The organism is Arthrobacter sp. Y3221087 (genome assembly GCF_059089905.1).
Window position 1 is genome coordinate 1,498,147 of the sequence record NZ_JBNHFE010000001.1, and the last position, 20,356, is coordinate 1,518,502.

The following is a 20,356-nucleotide window of genomic DNA, read 5'->3' on the forward strand; positions in this document are numbered from 1 at the left end:
ATCGTGAGGAAACCGGTATATGAGTAGTGTTCTGACAATCCGCGGCGGAGTCCCGCTTACAGGCCGCGTCAGCGTCCGGGGGGCAAAGAATCTGGTTCCCAAAGCCATGGTGGCCGCGCTGCTGGGCAATGAACCGTCGGTGTTGCGGAACGTCCCGGAAATCAAGGACGTGGAGGTGGTCACCTCCCTGCTGCAGCTGCACGGCGTCACGGTGGTCAAAGACCCTGTCAACGGAGATCTCACCCTTGATCCCAAGGATGCGAAGACGGCGCCGAGCACGGCGATCGACGCCCACGCCGGCGATTCCAGGATTCCCATCCTGCTCTGCGGACCCCTGATCCATGCGATCGGCGAAGCTTTCATCCCGGACCTGGGTGGCTGCAAAATCGGCGACCGCCCCATCGACTACCACCTGGATGTCCTGCGCCAGTTCGGTGCCGTGGTGGAGAAGCGTCCCGGCGGTATCCACATCTCCGCCCCCAAGGGACTCCACGGCGCCAAGATTTCCCTGCCGTACCCGTCGGTGGGCGCCACGGAGCAGGTGCTCTTGAGCGCCACCCGTGCCGAAGGCATCACCGAGTTGTCCGGTGCAGCAACCGAGCCCGAGATCATTGACCTCATCGCCGTGCTGCAAAAGATGGGCGCCATCATCAGCGTCCAGACCGACCGGACCATCCGCATCGAGGGTGTCCGCGACCTGGGCGGCTACAACCACCGTGCCCTGTCCGACCGCAACGAGTCCGCATCCTGGGCCTCCGCCGCCCTGGTCACCCGCGGCGACATCTTCGTTGAGGGTGCATCGCAGCGCGACATGATGACTTTCCTGAACACCTACCGCAAGGTGGGCGGCGGAATGGACATCGGCGAGGACGGGATCCGTTTCTACCACCCGGGTGGAAAGCTGAACCCGCTGGTCCTGGAAACCGACGTCCACCCCGGCTTCATGACCGACTGGCAGCAGCCGCTGGTGGTGGCCCTTACGCAGGCTGAGGGCGTGTCCATCGTCCACGAGACGGTCTACGAGAACCGGTTCGGCTTTACAGACGCCCTCATCAGGATGGGTGCCAGCATCCAAGTGCACCGCGAATGCCTGGGCAGCGTCCCCTGCCGGTTCGGGCAGCGGAACTTCCTGCACTCGGCAGTGATTTCCGGCCCCACCCAGCTCAAGGGAACAGACATCGACGTGCCGGACCTCCGCGGCGGCTTCAGCCACCTGATCGCCGCGCTGGCAGCTACCGGAACCTCACGGGTCACCGGCATCGACATCATCAACCGGGGCTACGAGCGCTTCACCGAAAAGCTCGCCGGACTCGGTGCCGATTTCGACATCACCACCAAGAAGTAGCGGGGGACGGTGAAGGAATCGGCCAAGAGCCGCGCGACCTTCGTGGCGGTCGCGGCGATAGTACGTCCCCTGTTCAACCTCATGATGGACAAGAAGTGGGAGGGCACCGAAAAGCTGCCCGCGGGAGGCTTCATTGCCGCGCCAAACCACTGCACCGAGATCGACCCCCTGATCATCGGCCACCTCCTCTACAACCACAAGCGCGCGCCGCACTTCCTTGCGAAGTCCGGACTGTTCAAGGTTCCGGTCCTGGGCTGGGTACTGCGGGCCACCAAGCAGATCCCGGTCGAACGTTCGACGGCGGGGGCGAACCGATCCCTGCAGGTCGCCCAGGAAGTGGTCGCCGAGGGCGGTGCCATCATCATCTACCCCGAGGGCACCCTCACCCGCGATCCCGACCTGTGGCCGATGAAGGGCCACACCGGTGCGGCACGTCTGGCCCTTGAGGGCGGCATCCCCGTGGTGCCGATTGCCCACTGGGGCGCGCACGAGGTCTTTCCGCGCTATGGCAAACGGTTCCATGTCTTCCCGCGGAAAAAGTCGCGGGTTGTTGTTGGCGAGCCGGTAGACCTCAGCGCGTTCTCCGGAAAGCCCCTGGACAAAGCCACCCTCACGGCGGCCACCGACGTCATCATGGACGCCATCACCGGCCTCCTGGCTGACCTGCGGGGTGAGCAGCCGCCGGCCGAGCGCTGGGATCCGGCGCGGAAGCAGCAGGCAAAGCACGGGAGGTTCGTTGAACGCGGACAGCAGCAGTCCGCCAACGGGACGGATGCCCAGTGACGCTTAACGCGGACCTGACCGGTTCTGCGCAGTCCGTGGCCGTGCTCGGCGCCGGATCATGGGGGACCACATTTGCGAAGATCCTGGCCGATGCCGCCATTGCCGCGGACTCGCCGCGGGCCATCAGGGTCTGGGGCCGGCGCGCCGAAGTGGTTGAACAGATCAACGGCAGCCATCGCAATGAGCAGTACTTGAAGGACATCGCCCTTCCCGCCAGCATCACAGCCTCCACCGACGTCCGTAAGGTGCTCCACGGGGCCGACCTCGTGGTCCTGGCGGTCCCGGCCCAGTCACTGCGGCCGCAACTGCGGGAATGGAAGGCCCTGATCTCGCCGGGGGCCATCGTTGTTTCCCTCATGAAAGGCCTTGAGCTCGGCACCGACGCACGCATGAGCCAGGTCATCCAGGAGGAGCTGGACCTGCCCAACGACCGGATCGCCGTCGTCTCCGGCCCCAACCTGGCCATGGAAATTGCCCGCGAGGAACCCACCGCCTCCGTGGTGGCCTGCACGGAACCGGCAGTCGCCGGATGGCTGGCAAGAAGCTGCACCGCGCCGTACTTCCGGCCCTACACCACCTCGGACGTGGTGGGTGTCGAGATCGGCGGCATCGTCAAGAACGTCATCGCTCTGGCCGTGGGCATCTGCGAGGGCAAGCAGATGGGGGACAACACCAAGGCCTCGGTCATCACCCGCGGACTTGCAGAAACCTCACGGCTGGCGCTGGCCCTGGGCGGTGATGCGAAAACCATGGCCGGGCTCGCCGGCCTGGGCGACCTGGTGGCCACCTGTTCCTCGCCGCTGTCCCGGAACCATACCGCCGGGCGGCTTCTCGGCCAGGGCCTCACCCTCGAGGAAGTGGGCCAGAAGATGACCCAAACTGCCGAGGGCATCAAGTCGGGCCAGGCCGTGCACGAACTGGCGGGCAAGCTTGGCGTGGACATGCCCATCACGGCCGCCGTCGTGGCAGTGCTTGCCGGCAAGCTGTCCGTTAACAAACTGGGGACTGTCCTGCTGTCCCGGGAACTGAAACCTGAAGGCGATTACTGACCATGTCCCATGACAACCTGACCGCAGGCAAACCGGCCAAACCCCGGGTCGCGGTACTTTTCGGCGGCCGCTCCAGTGAGCATGCCGTCAGCTGCGTCACCGCTGCCGGAGTTCTCGGCGCCATTAACAAGGACAAGTACGAGGTGATTCCGATCGGAATTGCCAAGTCCGGGCAGTGGGTGCTGGCCTCCGCCGACACCGCCCAATGGTCCCTTTCCTCATCGGCGCTGCCGGAGGTTGCGCCGTCGGCGGAGACTGTCACGCTCGCCGAGATCGGCGGCGAGCACCAGCTGATCGTGACGGCACCCAACGAAGTCCCGAAGGAGCTGGGGACCGTTGACGTGGTCTTCCCGCTGCTGCACGGCCCGTTCGGCGAGGACGGCACTATCCAGGGACTGCTGGAGCTTTCAGACACCCGCTACGTCGGCGCCGGGGTCCTGGCCTCCGCGGTGGGCATGGACAAGCACTTCATGAAGGTGGTCTTCGAGGCTGCCGGGCTGCAGGTGGGCCCATACATTGCTGTCACGGACCGGCAGTGGCGCAAGGATCCGGAAGCCGTCCGCAAGCAGGTGGATCGGCTCGGTTTCCCCGTTTTCGTCAAGCCGGCCCGCGCCGGTTCGTCCATGGGAATCTCCAAGGTGGACTCCCTGGAGCACCTGGACGCCGCCATCGAGGCGGCACGCCGGCACGATCTCAAGCTCGTCATTGAGGCAGGAATTACTGGGCGCGAGATCGAGTGCGCTGTACTGGAAGGCAGGGGCACCGACGCCCCGCGGACCTCGATGCCCGGCGAGATTTCCGTGGCCAGCGGCAGCCACGAGTTCTATGACTTCGAGGCAAAGTATGTGGAGGACAATGCCGCGGCACTGAGCTGTCCCGCCGACATGCCGGAGGAAGCCATCGCCCGGGTCCGTGACCTTGCCGCGGCAGCGTTCGACGCCGTCGGCGCCGAGGGGCTGAGCCGGGTGGATTTCTTCTACACGCCCGAAGGCGAACTGGTGATCAACGAGATCAACACTATGCCGGGCTTCACGCCCAAGAGCATGTACCCGCAGATGTGGGCCGCGTCGGGGCTGAGCTATTCCGACCTGATCGACGAGCTCATCCACCTGGCGCTGAACCGGAAGACGGGCCTGCGCTGACGTGCCCTGGAGGGCACCTCCGGAGCATTCCGGAGGTGTCTCCCTATTGGCTCTGCGGCAGGTCCTGCAGCTCTTCCTGGCCAACGCAGTTCCGGGTGGCAGGGATCTTTCCGGCCGATGTGGCAAGGTCAGCGAGGACCGTGGCCGAACTGATCTTGTCAGGATCCATGAGGATCTCGGTGGCCGGTTCACGGCCATAGGTTGTCAGTGTCCACACCGGGTCGCCCTCCTTGATGACCCAGTCAATGCCGTTCACGGTCACGCACCGGTCTGTCGTCGGCCCTGGCACATTGACACCGCAGCGCAGGATGACCAGGGACGGGTCGCCCCATGCCGCGGTTCCCTGGCTGTTGGTCTTCCGCAACTGCGCTTCTCCAATCGCATCCGGCAGTGACACCATCATGGGGGCGCAGGCCGGATTGGCAGCATCCTTGGCGGCTGTGACGTCCACGGCAGGGGAACACCCGGCCAGGGAGAAAGCGGCAAGTGCTCCAACCAGTGCAATCCTGGCGGCACGGACGGGCAGGGAAGGCGTGGGGCGGTGCATCTGTCCAGCCTATCGCCGCCGTTGCTTCGGCCAGACCGAGCTTTGCAGGCAGGCCAAGGATGTGGCTCGTTCAGCCATGGAGCGTTCCCCTTATATGCTGTTCCCATCATGAAAAAAAATTCGGATGCCGTGCTGTCACCGGTGCGGTACCGCGGTAAGCGGTCTTCAAGTCCCCTGCAGTCACGAATCCTTAAGTCCTGCGTATATGTGATGGCAATTGGCCTCATCACATTCGTCGCCTGGTTCCGGCTTCCCGAGATTTCGCGAGGGACTTTGTGGGCGGAGGACGCCTCGGTGTTCTTGCGGGAAACAATATCAATGGGTCCGTGGTTGAGTATAGGCGAGCCCTATGCCGGATATCTCCACACCATCCCCCGAATTGTCTCCGCAATTGCCTACTCTGTGGCTCCTATTGAATCCTATGCATGGCTGATGTCATTTATCAGTTGTGCCGTGGTGGCATCCATATCAGTTGCATGCTATGTGCTTTCTGGAGAGATGTTCCACCAACGCAGTTACCGTCTGATGGTCGCGCTGGTTCCCGTGCTTGTTCCCATCGGTCCCCTTGAAGTTCTCGGGAATGCCGCAAACCTTCACTGGTACGTGCTGTGGCTTTGCCCCTGGATTCTCATATTCGAGCCTCGGGGTTGGTTCGGCCGCTCAAGCCTGTTCCTGGCGGCGTTGTTTGCAGCCACCACTGAAATTATCTCCGGCATCTTCCTCCCGGTGGCAATCTGGGCAATTGTCCGGCGAAGAAACTATTGGGCTCCGGCAGGTTTTATAGTCGGGCTTGGATTTCAGTTCCTGGCCACTGTCCTTAACCCGCGTTACTCCGAGGCGCCCCGGCTTGATGCAATTGAGCCGCTGTCGGTAGTTTACGGTTTTCTGCTACAGGCTGTTGGATCACTGTGGGAGACGGATTCTGCGGCTATGGGAAAGAACGTAGTCAGTTATGGAGGGTTTGCTGTGGCAATCCCCACGCTCATTGTTTTTGCACTCCTCTCATTTGTGCTGGTTTTCGGAGATAAAAGATGGCGGGTAATCGCGCTGTATTCCTTTGGTGCGGCGGCGGCCTGCTGGACTTCCGCCGTATTGCTTAATCCAACACCTGAAGCGGATTTTGCAAATTTCACCGAAGAGAATTGGCTTACCACATTCACGTTCTTCCGGTACGCCGCTGCTCCCTCAATGTTTTTGCTCGCCCTTCTGCCTATTGCCTGTGCGGTGGCGGAGGGCCGGGGGCTGATAGCCGCGAATAGGACGAGGTACTGGGCACCTGTAGCCATGGCGCTGTTCATATCGACCAGCTACTTGCAGGCCTCCTCACACCGGCAGTCAGGTCCGGAATGGGCGCCAGGTGTACGAATCGCGAAGGAACACTGTCTGGGAGATCCCTCGATGCCTCAGACGGTCATACCGGTAGCTCCAGGGCCCTGGCAGGTTGCTGTTCCCTGCGCAGTGCTTGGGAGCAGGTGATTGATGGCTGCACCAGCGGTAATGTCAGGGCACAGTTGTAGCGTTGGCTTGTGTCCAAAACTCCCATGATGCGTCCAGATACTCCCGGCTCCGGCGGAACCCCACACAACCAAGTCTCGGTCGTGGCCGGACTGTCCGAGGCCGAACTGCTGGCCAGGATCTTTCCCAGGCTTGCCATGGACAATCGGCACACCGAGGCCACACTCCTTGGCCCGGGGGATGACGCCGCGGTGCTTGCCGTACCCGATGGACGAACCGTCATCAGCATCGATACCCAGGTCGAGGACCAGGATTTCCGCCTTGCCTGGGCCAACGGCTACCGCACCACCGGCTACGACGTCGGCTGGAAGGCAGCAGCGCAGAACCTCAGCGACATCAATGCCATGGGGGCAACCGCAACATCCATGGTGGTAAGCCTTACGCTGCCGCCGGACACCCCGGTCAGCTGGGTTGAGGACCTGGCGGACGGGCTCACCGCGGGGATCCGGGAACTCGGTGCAGGCCGCTGCTCGGTTGCCGGAGGCGACCTGGGCCGGGGGCGGGAAATCTCCGTTACGGTGGCCGTCCTGGGAACGCTCGACGGCGGCGCCGCGGTTCTGCGTTCCGGTGCGCGGCCCGGCGATGTCCTGGCGCTGGCAGGCACGGCAGGCCACGCTGCTGCGGGCCTGGCGCTGCTCGAATCGGAGGTACCCGTGGACCGTATCAGCCCGGAACAGCGGGTGTTCCTCGATTTGCAGTGCCGGCCGCGGCCTCCACTGTCGGCCGGTCCTGCCGCCAGGACTGCCGGGGCCAGCGCCATGCTGGACGTTTCGGACGGGCTGGTCCGCGATGGCAGCCGGCTGGCGGTTGCCAGCCATGTGGCCGTTGACCTCGACCCGGAGCAACTGGTGCGGCTGGCATCCGTCCTGCAGCCGGCCGCAGAGCTGCTCGGAGTCGATGCCAGGGAATGGATCCTCAGCGGCGGGGAGGACCACGGGCTGCTTGCCACATTCCCGTCCGGCATTCAGCTGCCTCCCGGATTCACTGCGATAGGCTCGGTACAAGCACTGGGAATCAACGAGGTTCCGGGCGTCAGGATTGCGGGCCGGTCCGCGGACACCGGGGGATGGGATCACTTTGCACACTAAGGTTGCCGCCAACGCGCAAGCGATGAAGAGGTGGCTGGGTAAGGCTGAAACTGCCCTGGGCAACCACAGCGACCGCCTGAACGCCATCAATATCTTCCCCGTGGCAGACGGGGACACCGGCACCAACCTGTACCTGACCGTCCGGGCAGCGGCGCACTCCCTCGCTGCCGGTGCGGACCAGCCGGCGCAGATGGACGTTGGTGCCGTCCTGTCCACCGCAGGGCAGGCTGCCCTTGAAGAGGCAAGGGGCAATTCCGGGACGCTGTTCTCCGTATTCCTTTGCGCCGCGGCAGAGCCGCTGGAGGGCCACACCCGGCTGACCTCCACCCTTCTGGCTGCGGCCCTGAACCGGGCCCAGATCCGCGCGTGGTCCGCCTTGAGCGACCCCGTGCCGGGCACCATGCTCTCTGTCATGGAAGCCGCAGCGCGCGCAGCAGCCGCAGTAGACGCCGGGCAGAACGGAGATGACAGCAACCATGCCCTGGGCCTGGCGCTGGATGCCGCCGTTGAGGGGGCGCTCACAGCGGTCATCCAGACGGAGGACCAGCTTGATGCCCTGACCACCGCGCACGTTGTGGATGCCGGGGGCGTCGGCATGCTCCTGATCCTTGACTGCCTCCGTTCCGCGGTCATGGGAGTGGAGCTGCAGAGCGAACTTCTGGACGGCCTTCACGGCTACGACGTCGCGGACCCCCACATCCATGCCGACATGCCGGACGACGACGGCGTGGAGGTCATGTGCACCATCAGCCTGTCCCCGCTGAACGCTGCCACCCTCCGGCAGCGCCTGGACGAAATCGGCGAATCCGTCATCATGAGCCAGGTGGGCAGCGGCGCCGACGCGGGCGGAAACTACCGGTGGCGCGTCCACGTCCACGTGCCGGATCCGGATCCTGCCGTCGCCATCATCCGGTCCCTCGGCGAACCCTCGCAGATCAGCATCAGTGAACTCGCGCTGCCGAGGGACCCCGACGCCAACGCAGTCAACACCGCCGGGCATGAACGCTGAGCTGGACCTGGCCCTGGAACGGCGCATCGGCAAACGTTCCGCCGCCGTCATCGAAAAGCACCTGGGCATCACCACGGTCGAGGAGCTGCTGAACTACTTTCCACGCCGCTACCTGACGCGCGGCGAACTGACGCCCATCAGCGACATTCCGCTTGATGAGGACGTCACCCTGATCGCACGGGTGCTCTCCAGCAGTACCCGGACCATGCGCGCCCGGAAGGGAACCATCACCGACGTCGTCATTTCCGACGACGACGGCCAGTCCGGGCTGCGCGTTGTGGGCGGCACCGACTACCGGGGGAAAGTCCCGGGTACGCTCAAGATCAGCTTTTTCAACGGTTACCGGGCCAAGGCTGAACTGCTGCCCGGCAGGCGGGCCCTGTTCTCGGGCAAGGTCACCAGCTTCAAGGGATCCCTGGGCCTGACTAACCCCGATTACCACGTCTTGGACGAGGAGCCGTTTTCCACCGGCGGGCAGGACGCCGGCAAGCTGGCCGCCATGCCCATCCCCGTCTATCCCGCAACGGCAAAGCTTCCGAGCTGGAAGATCCAGAAGGTGGTCGCCGCCTTGCTGGAGACAGCGAACCTCGCCTCACTGCCGGACCCCGTCCCACCGGCCGTGGCTGAAAGGGAGGGCTTCCTGCCCCTCCACCAGGCGTACCGGCTGATCCATGCACCCGAATCGGCCGCGGACTGGAAGCAGGCGCGGGAGCGGCTCCGGTACCAGGAAGCGCTGGTCCTGCAGGCGGCGCTGGCCCGGCGCAGGGCCCAGCTGGCGTCCGAGGAGGCCACCGCGCGGCGGCCCCGTCCGGACGGCGTACGGGCAGCGTTCGACCGCAGCCTCCCCTTCACCCTGACCGACGGCCAGGCCGCTGTGGGCAAGACGCTGGCCGGCGAGCTCGCCAGCGATGTCCCCATGAACCGGTTGCTTCAGGGTGAGGTGGGATCCGGCAAGACGGTGGTGGCGCTGCGTGCCATGCTGCAGGTGGTCGACGCCGGGGGACAGGCGGCCCTCCTGGCCCCCACCGAAGTGCTTGCCGCGCAGCATTATGATTCCATCCGCCGCACCCTTGGCCCGCTGTCCAGGGATGGCCTGCTGGGCGGCCTGGGCGGCGGGGACGACGCATCCGTACAGGTCACCCTGCTCACGGGGTCCATGCCGACGGCCGCCCGCAGGCAGGCAATGCTGGACGCCGCGTCCGGAACGGCCGGGATCGTCATCGGCACCCACGCCCTGCTCAGCGATAATGTGTCCTTCTACGACCTCGGCCTGATCGTGGTGGACGAGCAGCACCGGTTCGGCGTCGAGCAGCGCGACGCACTCCGCGCCAAAGCCCGGAAGCCGCCGCACCTGCTGGTCATGACTGCCACTCCGATTCCCCGCACGGTGGCCATGACGGTCTTCGGGGACCTCGAAACGTCCACCCTTGACGAACTGCCCAAGGGCCGGGCGCCCATCACCACGCACCTGGTGGGCCTCGCGGAAAACCCTGCGTGGGCCGGCCGGATCTGGGCCCGCGCGCGCGAGGAGGTCGACGCCGGCCACCAGGTCTACGTCGTCTGTCCCAAGATCGGCACCGACGACGACGGCGACTTCAGCCCCGGAGAGGCGGAGCCACCTGGCCTCGACACCGAGGAAAGCCAGCGGGAACTCGCCTCGGTGACAGCCGTCGTCGAACACCTGCAGGGTGAACCCTCCCTGTCAGGGGTGCCGTTGGCTCCGCTGCACGGCCGCCAGGACCCTGAGCTGAAATCGGGAACGATGGCCGGGTTCGTGGACAACACCATCAAACTGCTGGTCTCAACCACCGTGATTGAGGTGGGCGTGGACGTCCACAATGCAACGCTGATGGTCATCCTCGATGCCGACCGGTTCGGCATCTCCCAGCTGCACCAGCTCCGCGGCCGGGTGGGCCGCGGAGGCCTGCCCGGCACCTGCCTGCTGGTCACGGCACTCGAACCCGGCCATCCCAGCCGGCGGAGGCTGGAAGCGGTGGCCGCGACAACCGACGGCTTCGTCCTGTCGCAGGAGGACCTGAAGCTCCGCCGTGAAGGTGACATCCTGGGAGCTTCCCAGTCCGGCGGGCGTTCCACCCTGAAGCTGCTGCGTGTCCTGGAGCACGAGGACGTCATCGCCCGCGCCCGGGAGGACGCGCAGGACATTGTGGCCGCGGACCCCTTCCTGTCCCGCCACCCTGAACTGGCGGATGCCATCGAGAAGTACCTCAACCCGGAGAAGGAGGCGTTCCTTGAACGCGGATAACAGGGGAGCCGGATACGCCGGTGGAGCAAGGAGGCCAGAATGAGCCGGATCATAGCCGGTGCCGCCGGCGGCACCCCGCTGTCAGCGGTTCCCGGCTCCTTGACCCGCCCCACCACCGACCGCGTCAAGGAAGCACTGTTTTCCCGCCTTGACGCTTTCGACGTCATATCCGGCTCCCGGGTGCTGGACCTTTACGCAGGCTCCGGTTCGCTGGGAATCGAAAGCGGCAGCCGGGGCGCCCAGGCCGTGGACCTGGTGGAATCCGAGGCCAAGGCAAGCGCCGTCTGCCAGCGGAATGCGGACCTCCTCAACGGGGTCCTGGGGCGCAAAGCGGTAACGGTGCACCGGTCCAAGGTTGAGCCGTTCCTGGACCGTGCCGCGCCGTCCGCAAGCTGGGACCTGGTTTTCCTGGACCCGCCGTATCCCCTTGAGGAGGTGGCATTGTCCGCTGTGCTGGAGAAACTGGCCCCGCATCTCGCGCCGGCGGCGGTGGTGGTGGTGGAACGCTCATCCCGTTCCCCGGAGCCTGGATGGCCCGGCAGCCTGGCGCGGTTCGCGGAAAAGAAATACGGCGAAACCAGGCTGTGGTTTGCCGAGCCGTATGTGCCGGACGCGATTGCAGGCGAGGACATTCCGGAGGCGGCAGAGTCGGAGGGGCAAACCCAATAGGCGTTAGCCCGCCAGGGGGTCGAGGCCCACTCCGGCCAACACCCTGGCGGGGTGGGGGCCACGGGCCACAAGTTCCAAGGACCATTCCCTTGGCCATGGCATCTGCGTGCCTGCCAGGATGATGTTGCCCGGGTACCTGCCCTCGAACATGCCCGCTTCGGCGAAGGCAGCGACGTCGGCCATCGCCTGCCGCATTGCGGTTACCTGGCTGCGCACCAGCGTCAGTCCCGGCTCGTCACCGACGTTGACCACCAGCACACCCTCCGGGCCCAGCTTCTCCCGCGCTTCACGGTAAAAGCCCGCGCAGGCAAGATGGGCGGGGGCTTCGGGCCCGGAAAAAATGTCGAGGATGATGACGTCGAAAGTAAGCCCAGGGTCCAGTTCACCCAGTGCGTCCCTGGCATCCCCTGTGATGGTGTGAAGGTCCGTTCCGTCCGGAAGCGGAAGCTGACGCAGGACAAAATCGAGCAGTTCCCGCTCCAGTTCCACCGCATATTGCACTGACCCGGGCCGGGTGGCCTGGATGTAGCGGGCCAGCGTCAGCGCACCGGCGCCCAGGTGCAACGCCCGGATCGGCTCTCCCGGAGGGGCTGAAAGGTCCACCAGGTGCCCGATCCTGCGAAGGTACTCGTAGAAAATCTCTTCCGGGTGGCCAAGGTTGACGTGGGACTGCTCGGCGCCGCCAATGCTCAACACATAGCTGCCCTTTGTGAAACTGTCCGGATGAATGGCGGCGTGCTGGCCCGTGCTGCGCAGGAACCTGGTGGCATGGCCGGTGTTCTCGGCGGACATCAGAGCTTTTCGCCCAGGGTGGCCAGCCTTCCGGCTGCTTCCTCAAGCACGGTGGTCTTCTTGCAGAAGGCAAACCGGAGCAGGCCGCGCGTCCGTTCCGCTCCTTCCGGGTGGCAGAACACCGGGACCGGTATGGCCGCCACGCCCACCAGGGCAGGCAGCCGCCTGGCAAGGTCCACCGAGTCCGTGATGCCCAGCGGGGCTGTGTCCACGTTGACGAAGTAGGTGCCCTGCGGGGAGAAGACCTCGAAGCCGGCGGCGCGCAGCCCTGCACTAAGGATGTCCCGCTTGTGCTCCAGCTCAGCGGCGATGCCCGTGTAAAAGGCATCCGGCAGGGCCAGGCCGGCGGCAATGGCCGCCTGGAAGGGCGTCCCGGAACTGTACGTAAGGAACTGCTTCACGGTCCGCGCTGCCGCCACCAGATCTGCCGGCCCGGAAAGCCAGCCCACTTTCCAGCCGGTGAGCGAAAAGGTCTTTCCGGCCGAGGAGATGGTGATGGTCCGCTCTGCTGCGCCCGGAAGGCCGGCGACCGGGATGTGGCTGACGCCGAACGTCAGGTGCTCATAAACCTCGTCCGTGATGATGATGCTGTCGTACTTCCGGGCCAGCTCCACAATCCGCTGCAGGACGCTGCGTGGGAAGACGGCCCCGGTGGGATTGTGGGGATTGTTGAGCAGCACAACCCGGGTCCGTTCACTGAACGCTGCTTCGAGGGCGGCCATGTCCGGGAGGAAGTCCGGCGCCACGAGCGGTGCGGTCACATGGGTTGCACCCGCGAGGCCAATCACCGCGCCGTAAGAATCGTAAAAGGGTTCGAGGGTGAGCACTTCGTCACCGGGGCCGGCGAAGGCCAGGAGGGACGCCGCGATGCCTTCGGTGGCTCCGGTGGTGACAACCACTTCTGTTTCGGGGTCCGGCGCCAGGCCATAGAAGCGCTCCTGGTGGGCTGCCACAGCTTCCCGCAACAGCGGGATTCCCTTGCCCGGGGCGTACTGGTTTGCTCCCGAACTGATGGCGGCGCGTGCCGCCTCGCGGATTTCCAGCGGCCCGTCCTCGTCCGGAAAGCCCTGACCCAGGTTAATTGCGCCCGTCCGGACCGCCAAGCCGGTCATTTCCTCGAAGATCGTTACGCCCAGGCCGCCGTCGGGCGCCAGGAGATTGGCGCCGAGGGCCGTGCGCTGCCACGGGGCAGGAGCTGGGGAATGTTCCCGTCGAGGATGCATCCAGTCATGTTATCCCGGGCTTTTAATGGGGTAGGTTCGGAGCATGAGACGAGCTGTCTGCCCAGGATCCTTCGACCCCATCCACAACGGCCATCTTGAGGTTATTGCGCGGGCGGCCGGGCTCTTTGACGAAGTCATCGTGGCCATCTCCACGAATTACGCCAAGAAGTACAGGTTCACCCTGGACGAGAGGCTGGAGATGGCCCGGGAAACCCTGGCCTCGCTCAAAGGAATCGTTGTTGAGCCCGTGGGGGAGGGCCTGCTGGCCGAGTACTGCCGCCAGCGTGGTGTTTCCGCGATCGTGAAGGGGCTAAGGTCTTCCTCCGATTTCGACTACGAGCTGCCCATGGCCACCATGAACCGCCAGCTCAGCGGTGTGGAGACCGTGTTCCTGCCCGCCGAGGCCCACTATGTCCACCTGTCATCCACCCTTATCAAGGAAGTGGCGGGCCTGGGCGGCAACGTGTCCGATTATGTGCCCAGATCGGTGCAGCGGCGGATGCTTGCTGGCGAGCCTGCGCAGGATCAACAGCCCAGGCGGTAGGCTAGTCCGGTACTTCCAGCCCGCCGGCACCCCGGTTTGAGTCCCCGGGATTCTTCAGGCTAAAATGGTACGTCGGTCATATGTTCAACAGGAGTTCTCATTAAAAGAGATGCTGGTTCGCCCTTGGTGTTCGATGTCAAGGATCTCGGTCGCAGCCCGGGAAGCATGCGGACGCTGAAGGAACATGTACCCGCACCAAGTGATCTTGGTGTGCCGCTCATTGGTGTTCAGGAAGGCTCGGATGTCGAGCTGGATCTGAGGCTTGAGGCCGTACACGAAGGAATTCTGGTATCAGGAACCGCCCTCACCGAAGTAACCGGTGAATGCGGCCGATGCCTGGATCCCCTTGCGTATGACCTGGAGGTCAATGTGCAAGAACTATTCTTCTACGAAGGCGCTGAGCTTTCGGACGAAGAAGATGATGAAGAGCAACGTCGAGTCGAGCACGATCTAATCGATCTTGAACCGGTGTTGCGGGACGCGGTTGTTACCATGCTGCCGTTCCAGCCGGTGTGCCGGGAAGACTGCCAGGGCCTTTGCTCCGAATGCGGAGTTCGCCTGGAAGACGAGCCGGGGCACCACCACGAGGTCATTGATCCTCGCTGGGCTGCCCTAGCTGATATGGCTAAGCCTGACCGGCAAAATTGATTTGTACGTGTTTGTCTAGAGAGAAATGAGTTAGCCGTGGCTGTTCCCAAGCGGAAAATGTCTCGCTCGAATACCCGCGCCCGCCGCTCGCAGTGGAAGGCGACCGCCCCCCACCTGGTGAAGACCGTTGAGAACGGCCAGGTTACTTACAGCCTGCCGCACCAGGCGAAGGTCGTTACCGACTCTGCTGGCACTGCGCTGTTCCTTGAGTACAAGGGCCGCAAGGTCGCTGACGTCTAATCGGCCACTCAGGCTGACCAGATGTCTTCAACTGAAGAGCTTCTGAAGCGTCTCGGTGTCACTATTGACGCCGGGACGCTTCGTCTTGCGCTGACACACCGTTCCTACGCCTACGAGAACGGCGGCATTCCCACAAACGAACGGCTCGAATTCCTGGGTGACTCCATCCTGGGATTCTCGGTGACGGATGCCCTTTACCGGGACAACCCGGACCTTCCTGAAGGGGACCTGGCAAAGCGGCGGTCCGCAGTGGTGAGTACCCGCGCCCTGGCAAATATCGGGCGCAGCCTCGGCATTGGCGACTACATCTACCTTGGACAGGGCGAGAAGCTCACCGAAGGCAAGAACAAGGCGTCAATCCTGGCCGACACTATGGAAGCGCTGATCGGTGCCACGTACGTGTCCAACGACATCGAGACCGCCCGCCAGCTGGTCATGCGGCTGATCGGTCCGCTGCTGAAGGACGCTGCGGTACTGGGCGCCGGTACCGACTGGAAGACCAGCATCCAGGAGCTTGCGGCAAGCCGGCAGCTGGGCACTATCCACTACGCTGTGGACGGTGCCGGCCCGGACCATGCGCGCACCTTCACCGCTGTCCTGAACATTGGCGGGACGGCCTACGGCAAGGGCTCCGGCCACTCCAAGAAGGAAGCGGAGCAGGAAGCCGCCGCCGATGCCTGGCGTGTCCTCTCCGGAGCCAAATCCACCGACGCGTCCGGCACGTCAGCTGGTTCCGTAGCAGCGAAGTAGCGCATGCCCGAACTGCCCGAGGTGGAAGTGGTGCGCCGCGGCCTGGTGAGCTGGGTCCGCGGCCGCACCATCGAAGCCGTCGACGTCCTGGACCCGCGTTCCATCCGCCGCCATGCCCTGGGAACCGAAGATTTCATCGGCAATCTTGAGGGTGCCCTGGTGGCGGACGTCGTGCGCCGGGGCAAGTTCCTGTGGATGCCGCTGCTGGACAGCTCGCGTCTCAAAGGCGAGCAAACGCCTGGAAGTGGTGACGTCCCGGCGGTGGCGCTGATGGCGCATCTTGGCATGAGCGGCCAGCTCCTGATGCAGGACCGGGACGTGCCGGACGAAAAACACCTCAAGGTCCGCTTCCGGCTCAGCCGCAGTGACGGCATGCCGTCACAGCTGCGGTTCGTGGACCAGCGGATTTTCGGCGGACTGTTCGTCACGGCGATGGTCCCCACGGACGACGGCGGTCCAGGCGGCCTTGCCGAGTCCCCCCTTGCACTGATTGCGGAAGAGGCAGCGCACATTGCCAGGGATCCGCTGGACCCGGCCTTCTCCTTCGATCTTTTCTACCGCCGCCTGCGCAAGCGCAAAACCGGGCTCAAGCGGGCGCTGCTGGACCAGGGCCTGGTCTCCGGTATCGGCAATATCTACGCTGACGAAGCCCTGTGGGCTGCGCGGCTGCACTATGCCCGGCCCACGGACACCCTGCGGAGGGCCGAGGCCGAAAGAGTCGTGGAAAGTGCCCGCACGGTCATGCTCGAAGCCCTCGCTGCCGGCGGAACCAGCTTCGACTCCCTCTACGTCAACGTCAACGGTGCGTCCGGCTACTTCGACCGGTCATTGAACGCCTACGGCCGCGAAGGGGAGCCGTGCAAGCGGTGCGCCGCGGCAGGAATCCATGCCACCATCCGCCGGGAGCAGTTCATGAACCGCTCATCCCACACCTGCCCGGTCTGCCAGCCCCGCCCGCGCAACGGACGCTGGTAACTGAATGCACCCGGGACTGACTGCGGTATCCACAAGACAACCGCGGGAATCCGGGACTTTGGCCCCGAACCCAGTAAATTTGGGTGTGCCAAGCAGCAGCTGCAGCCACCGAGGAGATCCGAAACGCCTTGCACCTCAAAAGCCTCACCGTCCGGGGGTTCAAGTCCTTTGCGTCCGCAACCACCTTCGACTTCGAGCCGGGGGTCACTGCGGTAGTCGGCCCCAACGGTTCCGGCAAGTCCAACGTGGTGGACGCCCTGGCCTGGGTCATGGGGGAGCAGGGCGCCAAGACCCTTCGCGGCGGCAAGATGGAGGACGTCATCTTTGCCGGCACGGCAGGCCGGCCTCCCCTGGGCCGGGCGCACGTGTCCCTCACTATCGACAATTCCGACGGCGCCCTGCCCATCGAATACAGCGAAGTCACCATTTCCCGCACCCTCTTTAGGACCGGCGGGTCTGAGTACGCCATCAACGGGGCATCGTGCCGCCTGCTGGATATCCAGGAGTTGCTCTCCGATTCGGGGCTCGGCCGGGAAATGCATGTGATTGTGGGCCAGGGGCAGCTGGACCGGGTCCTGCACGCCACACCGGAGGACCGGCGTGGTTTCATCGAGGAGGCCGCCGGCATCCTCAAGCACCGGCGCCGCAAGGAGCGGACCGTCCGCAAGCTCGAAGCGATGCAGGCGAACCTCCAGCGCCTCACGGACCTGACCGCCGAACTCCGGCGCCAGCTCACACCGCTCGGCAAGCAGGCCGAGGTGGCCCGGCGCGCCCAGCGCGTCCAGTTCGACGTCCGCGACGCCCGGGCCCGCCTTCTGGCCGACGACCTGGTCCAACTGCAGCTCGCCCTGGAACAGGACGTCGCGGACGAAGCCGCCCTCAAGGCACGGCGGGGCGTCGTTGAACAGGAGCTGGAGGCCGGCCGGCGGCAGCAGGCAGCACTGGAGCAGCTGGCAGCAGAAGCCACGCCCAGGCTCAACGCAGCCAGGGACACCTGGTACCAGTTGTCCGCGGCCCGGGAGCGGCTCCGCTCGCTCGGGTCACTGGCCCGCGAACGCAGCCGCCTGCTCGGCTCAGCTGATGCCGCGCCCGCCTCCGGCCGGGACCCGGAACAGCTGGAACGGCAGGCTGCCCGGGTGCGGGAGGAACTGGCCGAACTCGAGCGGACGATTGTGGACCGGGGGAGTGCGCTGGAAGCGGCCACGTCGGCAAAAGCCGGGGCCGAGCAGGCCGCCGCCGCGGAAGACCAGCGGCTCACGGCCCAGCTGCGTGCCGCAGCTGACCGGCGGGAGGGCCTGGCCCGGCTGGCCGGGCAGGTGGCGGCAGCCAGGTCGCGGGTGGAATCCGCACAGGCCGAACTCGGCAGGTTGCGGGAATCGCTCGCGGCCGGGGTGGAACGCCGTGCCCGCGCCCAGGAAGAGTTCACCGCGCTGGAAAACCAGGTGGCGGGAGTTGAAGAGGGCGAGGAATCGCTCGACGCCGACTATGAGGACGCCAGTGCCGCGCTGGAGGCTGTCCTTGAAAACATTGCCCGCCTCAAGTCCGAGGTCAATGAGGGCATCCGCAAGCGTGATGCCCTTACGGCGCGCAGGGATGCGCTCAAGCTGGGCCTGGACCGCAAGGATGGTGCACGGCACATCCTGCAGTCCGGCGTCGCCGGCGTCGAAGGCAGTGTCGCCGGGGAACTGGCGGTGGAGCCGGGATACGAGACCGCCATCGCGGCGGCTCTCGGGGAGGCCTCCGATGCTGTGCTGGTGCGGGACGCCGAAACCGCGGCCACCGTCCTGCAGCTGCTCAAGGACGACGACGCCGGCCGCGCCTCCCTGCTGCTCCAGTCCGCTGCCGAAGCCGGGGAGGGCAGGAGCGCGGACAGCCTGCCTGCCGGAGCCCAGTGGGCCGGCGACCTGATTGACGGCAGTGGCCCCAGCCTAAGCGTGGCCAGGCATTTGCTGTCCGGGACCGCGATTGTCCAAGATGTCCCAGCGGCAATTGCACTGGCATCCCGCCGGCCGCAGATCACTGCCGTGACCCGGGCCGGTGACATCCTCACCTCCGTCTCTGCCACGGGAGGCTCAGCCAAGGCGCCGTCGCTGCTGGAGGTCCAGGCCGCCGTCGACGACGCCGCACAGCAGCTTTCGGCCGTGACGGCGGCCATCGAGCAGAACAGGTTCGCCCTGGCCCGCGCCGAAGCGCGGCGCGCCGAAGCACAGGAACGGGCCGACGCCGCCCTCGACCGGCTGCACGAGTCGGATGCCCGGCTTGCCGCCGTGGCGGAACGGCTGGGCCACCTCAACTCCGTCCTCCGCAGCGCCGCCGGCGAAAGTGACCGGCTTGCCGCGTCGCTCGCCAGGGCCGAAGCCAACGTTGCGGCGGAACAGGAAGCACTCACGGCCGTCGCCGCCCGCCTTGCCGCGGCCCAGGAGGCACCGGCGGAGCAGGAACCGTCCACCGAACACCGTGACGCCCTCGCCCGCGAGGCATCCGCCGCCCGGGCCGCCGAGGTGGAGGCGAGGCTGGCGTTGCGCAGCGCCGAAGAGCAACTGTCCGCCACCCGGAACCGCGTCGCATCGCTGGAACGCGCGGCTGCCACTGAGCGCCGGGCCCGGGAGGAAGCAGCCGAACGCGCCAGGCGCAGGCGTGTCCAGGCCCGGCGGGCAGCGGCAGTCGTGGCCGCAGTCGAGGCCGGGCTCCGCCACGTGGATGTTTCCGTCGCGATTGCCGCAACTGAACGGGACCGCGCCGAAGAGAACCGTGAGCTGCGCGAGCAGGGCCTGAAGGACGTCAGGAGTACCAATGATGCGCTGGCCCGGGAACTCGCCGAGCTTACTGACAACGTGCACCGCGACGAGCTGGCCCGCGCCCGGCAGCGTGCACAGATCGAGGCGCTGGAAACCCGCTCGGTGGATGAACTCGGCATCACTCCGGACGCCCTGGTCAGCGACTACGGGCCGCACGTGCCGGTGCCGGTTCCCGCAGAGGAGAGCGGGGACAAATGGGCTTCCCTGCGCGCCCCCGTGGACGCCGGTGGGGAAGAAATCCGGGAAGGAAAACCTTTCGACCGGCCAGAGCAGGAAAAGCGGCTCCGGAAAGCCGAACGCGACCTCGCCAGCCTGGGCAAGGTAAACCCGCTGGCACTCGAGGAGTTCGCGGCCCTGGAGGAACGCCACCAGTTCCTCAGCACCCAGCTTGAGGACCTGAAGGCAAGTCGCAAGGACCTGCTGGACATCATCAAGGAAGTGGACCTTCGCGTCCAGCGCGTCTTCACCGAGGCGTTCGAGGACACCTCGGCGCAGTTCGTCAGGGTCTTCGAACGGCTCTTTCCCGGCGGCGAGGGACGGCTGGTCCTCACCGACCCTTCGGACATGCTCACCACCGGCATCGACGTCGAGGCGCGCCCGGCAGGCAAGAAGATCAAGCGGCTGTCACTGCTCTCCGGCGGAGAACGGTCCCTCACCGCCGTTGCCCTGCTGGTGGCGATCTTCAAGGCCCGCCCCTCACCCTTCTACGTGATGGACGAAGTGGAGGCCGCCCTTGACGACACCAACCTGGGCAGGCTCATCACCATCTTCGAGGAACTCCGGGAGTCCAGCCAGCTCATTGTCATCACCCACCAGAAGCGCACCATGGAGGTCGCTGATGCCCTGTACGGCGTCACTATGCGGGGCGACGGCGTCTCCACCGTCATCAGCCAGCGGCTGGGGGCCGACGCGTAGCGCGGTCCGGGCCTCGTCGCAGCAGGCCAGTCGCCGCGGAGCCGCCAAGGGCGCCCGCTTC

The 20,356-nt window shown here is 65.5% G+C and carries 18 protein-coding genes; 15 read left to right on the plus strand and 3 right to left on the minus strand.

Annotated elements, in window-relative coordinates; translation table 11 throughout:
• Positions 1-19: 19 nt before the first annotated feature.
• From murA to AC5RUO_RS07110, 4 genes are read left to right on the plus strand one after another with little or no spacing between them, the layout of a single operon-like run.
• Positions 20-1,345, plus strand: coding sequence for a UDP-N-acetylglucosamine 1-carboxyvinyltransferase (murA, locus tag AC5RUO_RS07095; protein ID WP_133346377.1), 1,326 nt, complete (start codon positions 20-22; stop codon positions 1,343-1,345).
• A gap of 9 nt (positions 1,346-1,354) precedes the next feature.
• Positions 1,355-2,128 carry a lysophospholipid acyltransferase family protein gene (locus tag AC5RUO_RS07100; protein WP_494103145.1) on the plus strand — a complete coding sequence of 258 codons (774 nt, stop codon included), beginning with the start codon at positions 1,355-1,357 and terminating at the stop codon, positions 2,126-2,128.
• Positions 2,125-3,177 carry an NAD(P)H-dependent glycerol-3-phosphate dehydrogenase gene (locus AC5RUO_RS07105; RefSeq protein WP_494103146.1) on the plus strand — a complete coding sequence of 351 codons (1,053 nt, stop codon included), beginning with the start codon at positions 2,125-2,127 and terminating at the stop codon, positions 3,175-3,177. The genes AC5RUO_RS07100 and AC5RUO_RS07105 overlap by 4 nt, the downstream gene beginning before the upstream one ends.
• 2 nt (positions 3,178-3,179) lie before the next feature.
• Positions 3,180-4,319 (plus strand): D-alanine--D-alanine ligase family protein, encoded by a 1,140-nt coding sequence (locus AC5RUO_RS07110; protein ID WP_494103147.1) that lies wholly within the window; start codon positions 3,180-3,182, stop codon positions 4,317-4,319.
• 43 nt (positions 4,320-4,362) lie between these two features.
• Here AC5RUO_RS07110 and AC5RUO_RS07115 read toward each other — a convergent pair whose 3' ends face one another.
• Entirely contained in the window at positions 4,363-4,866 is a 504-nt protein-coding gene (locus tag AC5RUO_RS07115; protein WP_494050693.1) for a DUF3515 domain-containing protein, read from the minus strand.
• A 108-nt stretch (positions 4,867-4,974) separates the two neighbouring features.
• Between AC5RUO_RS07115 and AC5RUO_RS07120 the strand changes: the two genes are divergently transcribed.
• From AC5RUO_RS07120 to rsmD, 5 genes are all read left to right on the plus strand, one after another.
• Positions 4,975-6,342, plus strand: a complete 1,368-nt coding sequence (locus AC5RUO_RS07120; RefSeq protein WP_494103148.1) for a hypothetical protein — start codon at positions 4,975-4,977, stop codon at positions 6,340-6,342.
• Positions 6,343-6,407: 65 nt separating this feature from the next.
• Positions 6,408-7,469 (plus strand): thiamine-phosphate kinase, encoded by a 1,062-nt coding sequence (gene thiL, locus AC5RUO_RS07125; RefSeq protein WP_494103149.1) that lies wholly within the window; start codon positions 6,408-6,410, stop codon positions 7,467-7,469.
• A gap of 22 nt (positions 7,470-7,491) precedes the next feature.
• Entirely contained in the window at positions 7,492-8,478 is a 987-nt protein-coding gene (locus AC5RUO_RS07130) for a DAK2 domain-containing protein (RefSeq protein WP_494103150.1), read from the plus strand.
• Positions 8,468-10,741 (plus strand): ATP-dependent DNA helicase RecG, encoded by a 2,274-nt coding sequence (locus AC5RUO_RS07135; RefSeq protein ID WP_494103151.1) that lies wholly within the window; start codon positions 8,468-8,470, stop codon positions 10,739-10,741. The genes AC5RUO_RS07130 and AC5RUO_RS07135 overlap by 11 nt, the downstream gene beginning before the upstream one ends.
• Positions 10,742-10,753: 12 nt before the next feature.
• A complete protein-coding gene (gene rsmD / locus AC5RUO_RS07140) occupies positions 10,754-11,410 on the plus strand; it encodes a 16S rRNA (guanine(966)-N(2))-methyltransferase RsmD (protein WP_494008983.1) in 657 nt (218 codons plus the stop codon).
• A 3-nt stretch (positions 11,411-11,413) separates the two neighbouring features.
• Here the strand turns inward: rsmD and AC5RUO_RS07145 are convergent, their stop codons facing one another.
• Both AC5RUO_RS07145 and AC5RUO_RS07150 read right to left on the minus strand, forming a co-directional pair.
• Positions 11,414-12,202, minus strand: coding sequence for a spermidine synthase (locus AC5RUO_RS07145; RefSeq protein ID WP_494103152.1), 789 nt, complete (start codon positions 12,200-12,202; stop codon positions 11,414-11,416).
• On the minus strand, positions 12,202-13,425 hold the full coding sequence (locus AC5RUO_RS07150; RefSeq protein WP_494103153.1) for an aminotransferase class I/II-fold pyridoxal phosphate-dependent enzyme: 1,224 nt from the start codon (positions 13,423-13,425) through the stop codon (positions 12,202-12,204). The genes AC5RUO_RS07145 and AC5RUO_RS07150 overlap by 1 nt, the downstream gene beginning before the upstream one ends.
• A gap of 43 nt (positions 13,426-13,468) precedes the next feature.
• Between AC5RUO_RS07150 and coaD the strand changes: the two genes are divergently transcribed.
• The 6 genes from coaD (at position 13,469) to smc (ending at position 20,295) form a co-directional block, all read left to right on the plus strand.
• Positions 13,469-13,969: a pantetheine-phosphate adenylyltransferase gene (gene coaD / locus AC5RUO_RS07155; RefSeq protein WP_494008560.1), complete on the plus strand. Its 501-nt coding sequence runs from the start codon at positions 13,469-13,471 to the stop codon at positions 13,967-13,969.
• Positions 13,970-14,092: 123 nt separating this feature from the next.
• Entirely contained in the window at positions 14,093-14,617 is a 525-nt protein-coding gene (locus AC5RUO_RS07160; protein ID WP_494008559.1) for a YceD family protein, read from the plus strand.
• Between the two features lie 36 nt (positions 14,618-14,653).
• Complete coding sequence (rpmF, locus tag AC5RUO_RS07165) at positions 14,654-14,857, plus strand: 50S ribosomal protein L32 (protein WP_009356569.1); 204 nt, start codon at positions 14,654-14,656, stop codon at positions 14,855-14,857.
• Between the two features lie 21 nt (positions 14,858-14,878).
• Positions 14,879-15,607 carry a ribonuclease III gene (gene rnc, locus AC5RUO_RS07170; protein WP_494008558.1) on the plus strand — a complete coding sequence of 243 codons (729 nt, stop codon included), beginning with the start codon at positions 14,879-14,881 and terminating at the stop codon, positions 15,605-15,607.
• Positions 15,608-15,610: 3 nt separating this feature from the next.
• Positions 15,611-16,582: a bifunctional DNA-formamidopyrimidine glycosylase/DNA-(apurinic or apyrimidinic site) lyase gene (mutM, locus tag AC5RUO_RS07175; RefSeq protein WP_494103154.1), complete on the plus strand. Its 972-nt coding sequence runs from the start codon at positions 15,611-15,613 to the stop codon at positions 16,580-16,582.
• Between the two features lie 128 nt (positions 16,583-16,710).
• Positions 16,711-20,295 carry a chromosome segregation protein SMC gene (gene smc / locus AC5RUO_RS07180; protein ID WP_494103388.1) on the plus strand — a complete coding sequence of 1,195 codons (3,585 nt, stop codon included), beginning with the start codon at positions 16,711-16,713 and terminating at the stop codon, positions 20,293-20,295.
• Positions 20,296-20,356 lie beyond the last annotated feature (61 nt).

Bases quoted from the DNA above. Each gene is read 5' to 3' on its own strand.
- murA (WP_133346377.1), top strand. From the start codon at position 20: ATGAGTAGTGTTCTGACAATCCGCGGCGGAGTCCCGCTTACAGGCCGC.
- AC5RUO_RS07110 (WP_494103147.1), top strand. From the start codon at position 3,180: ATGTCCCATGACAACCTGACCGCAGGCAAACCGGCCAAACCCCGGGTC.
- AC5RUO_RS07115 (WP_494050693.1), bottom strand. From the start codon at position 4,866: ATGCACCGCCCCACGCCTTCCCTGCCCGTCCGTGCCGCCAGGATTGCA.
- AC5RUO_RS07120 (WP_494103148.1), top strand. From the start codon at position 4,975: ATGAAAAAAAATTCGGATGCCGTGCTGTCACCGGTGCGGTACCGCGGT.
- thiL (WP_494103149.1), top strand. From the start codon at position 6,408: ATGATGCGTCCAGATACTCCCGGCTCCGGCGGAACCCCACACAACCAA.
- AC5RUO_RS07130 (WP_494103150.1), top strand. From the start codon at position 7,492: ATGAAGAGGTGGCTGGGTAAGGCTGAAACTGCCCTGGGCAACCACAGC.
- AC5RUO_RS07135 (WP_494103151.1), top strand. From the start codon at position 8,468: ATGAACGCTGAGCTGGACCTGGCCCTGGAACGGCGCATCGGCAAACGT.
- AC5RUO_RS07145 (WP_494103152.1), bottom strand. From the start codon at position 12,202: ATGTCCGCCGAGAACACCGGCCATGCCACCAGGTTCCTGCGCAGCACG.
- AC5RUO_RS07150 (WP_494103153.1), bottom strand. From the start codon at position 13,425: ATGCATCCTCGACGGGAACATTCCCCAGCTCCTGCCCCGTGGCAGCGC.
- coaD (WP_494008560.1), top strand. From the start codon at position 13,469: ATGAGACGAGCTGTCTGCCCAGGATCCTTCGACCCCATCCACAACGGC.
- rnc (WP_494008558.1), top strand. From the start codon at position 14,879: ATGTCTTCAACTGAAGAGCTTCTGAAGCGTCTCGGTGTCACTATTGAC.
- mutM (WP_494103154.1), top strand. From the start codon at position 15,611: ATGCCCGAACTGCCCGAGGTGGAAGTGGTGCGCCGCGGCCTGGTGAGC.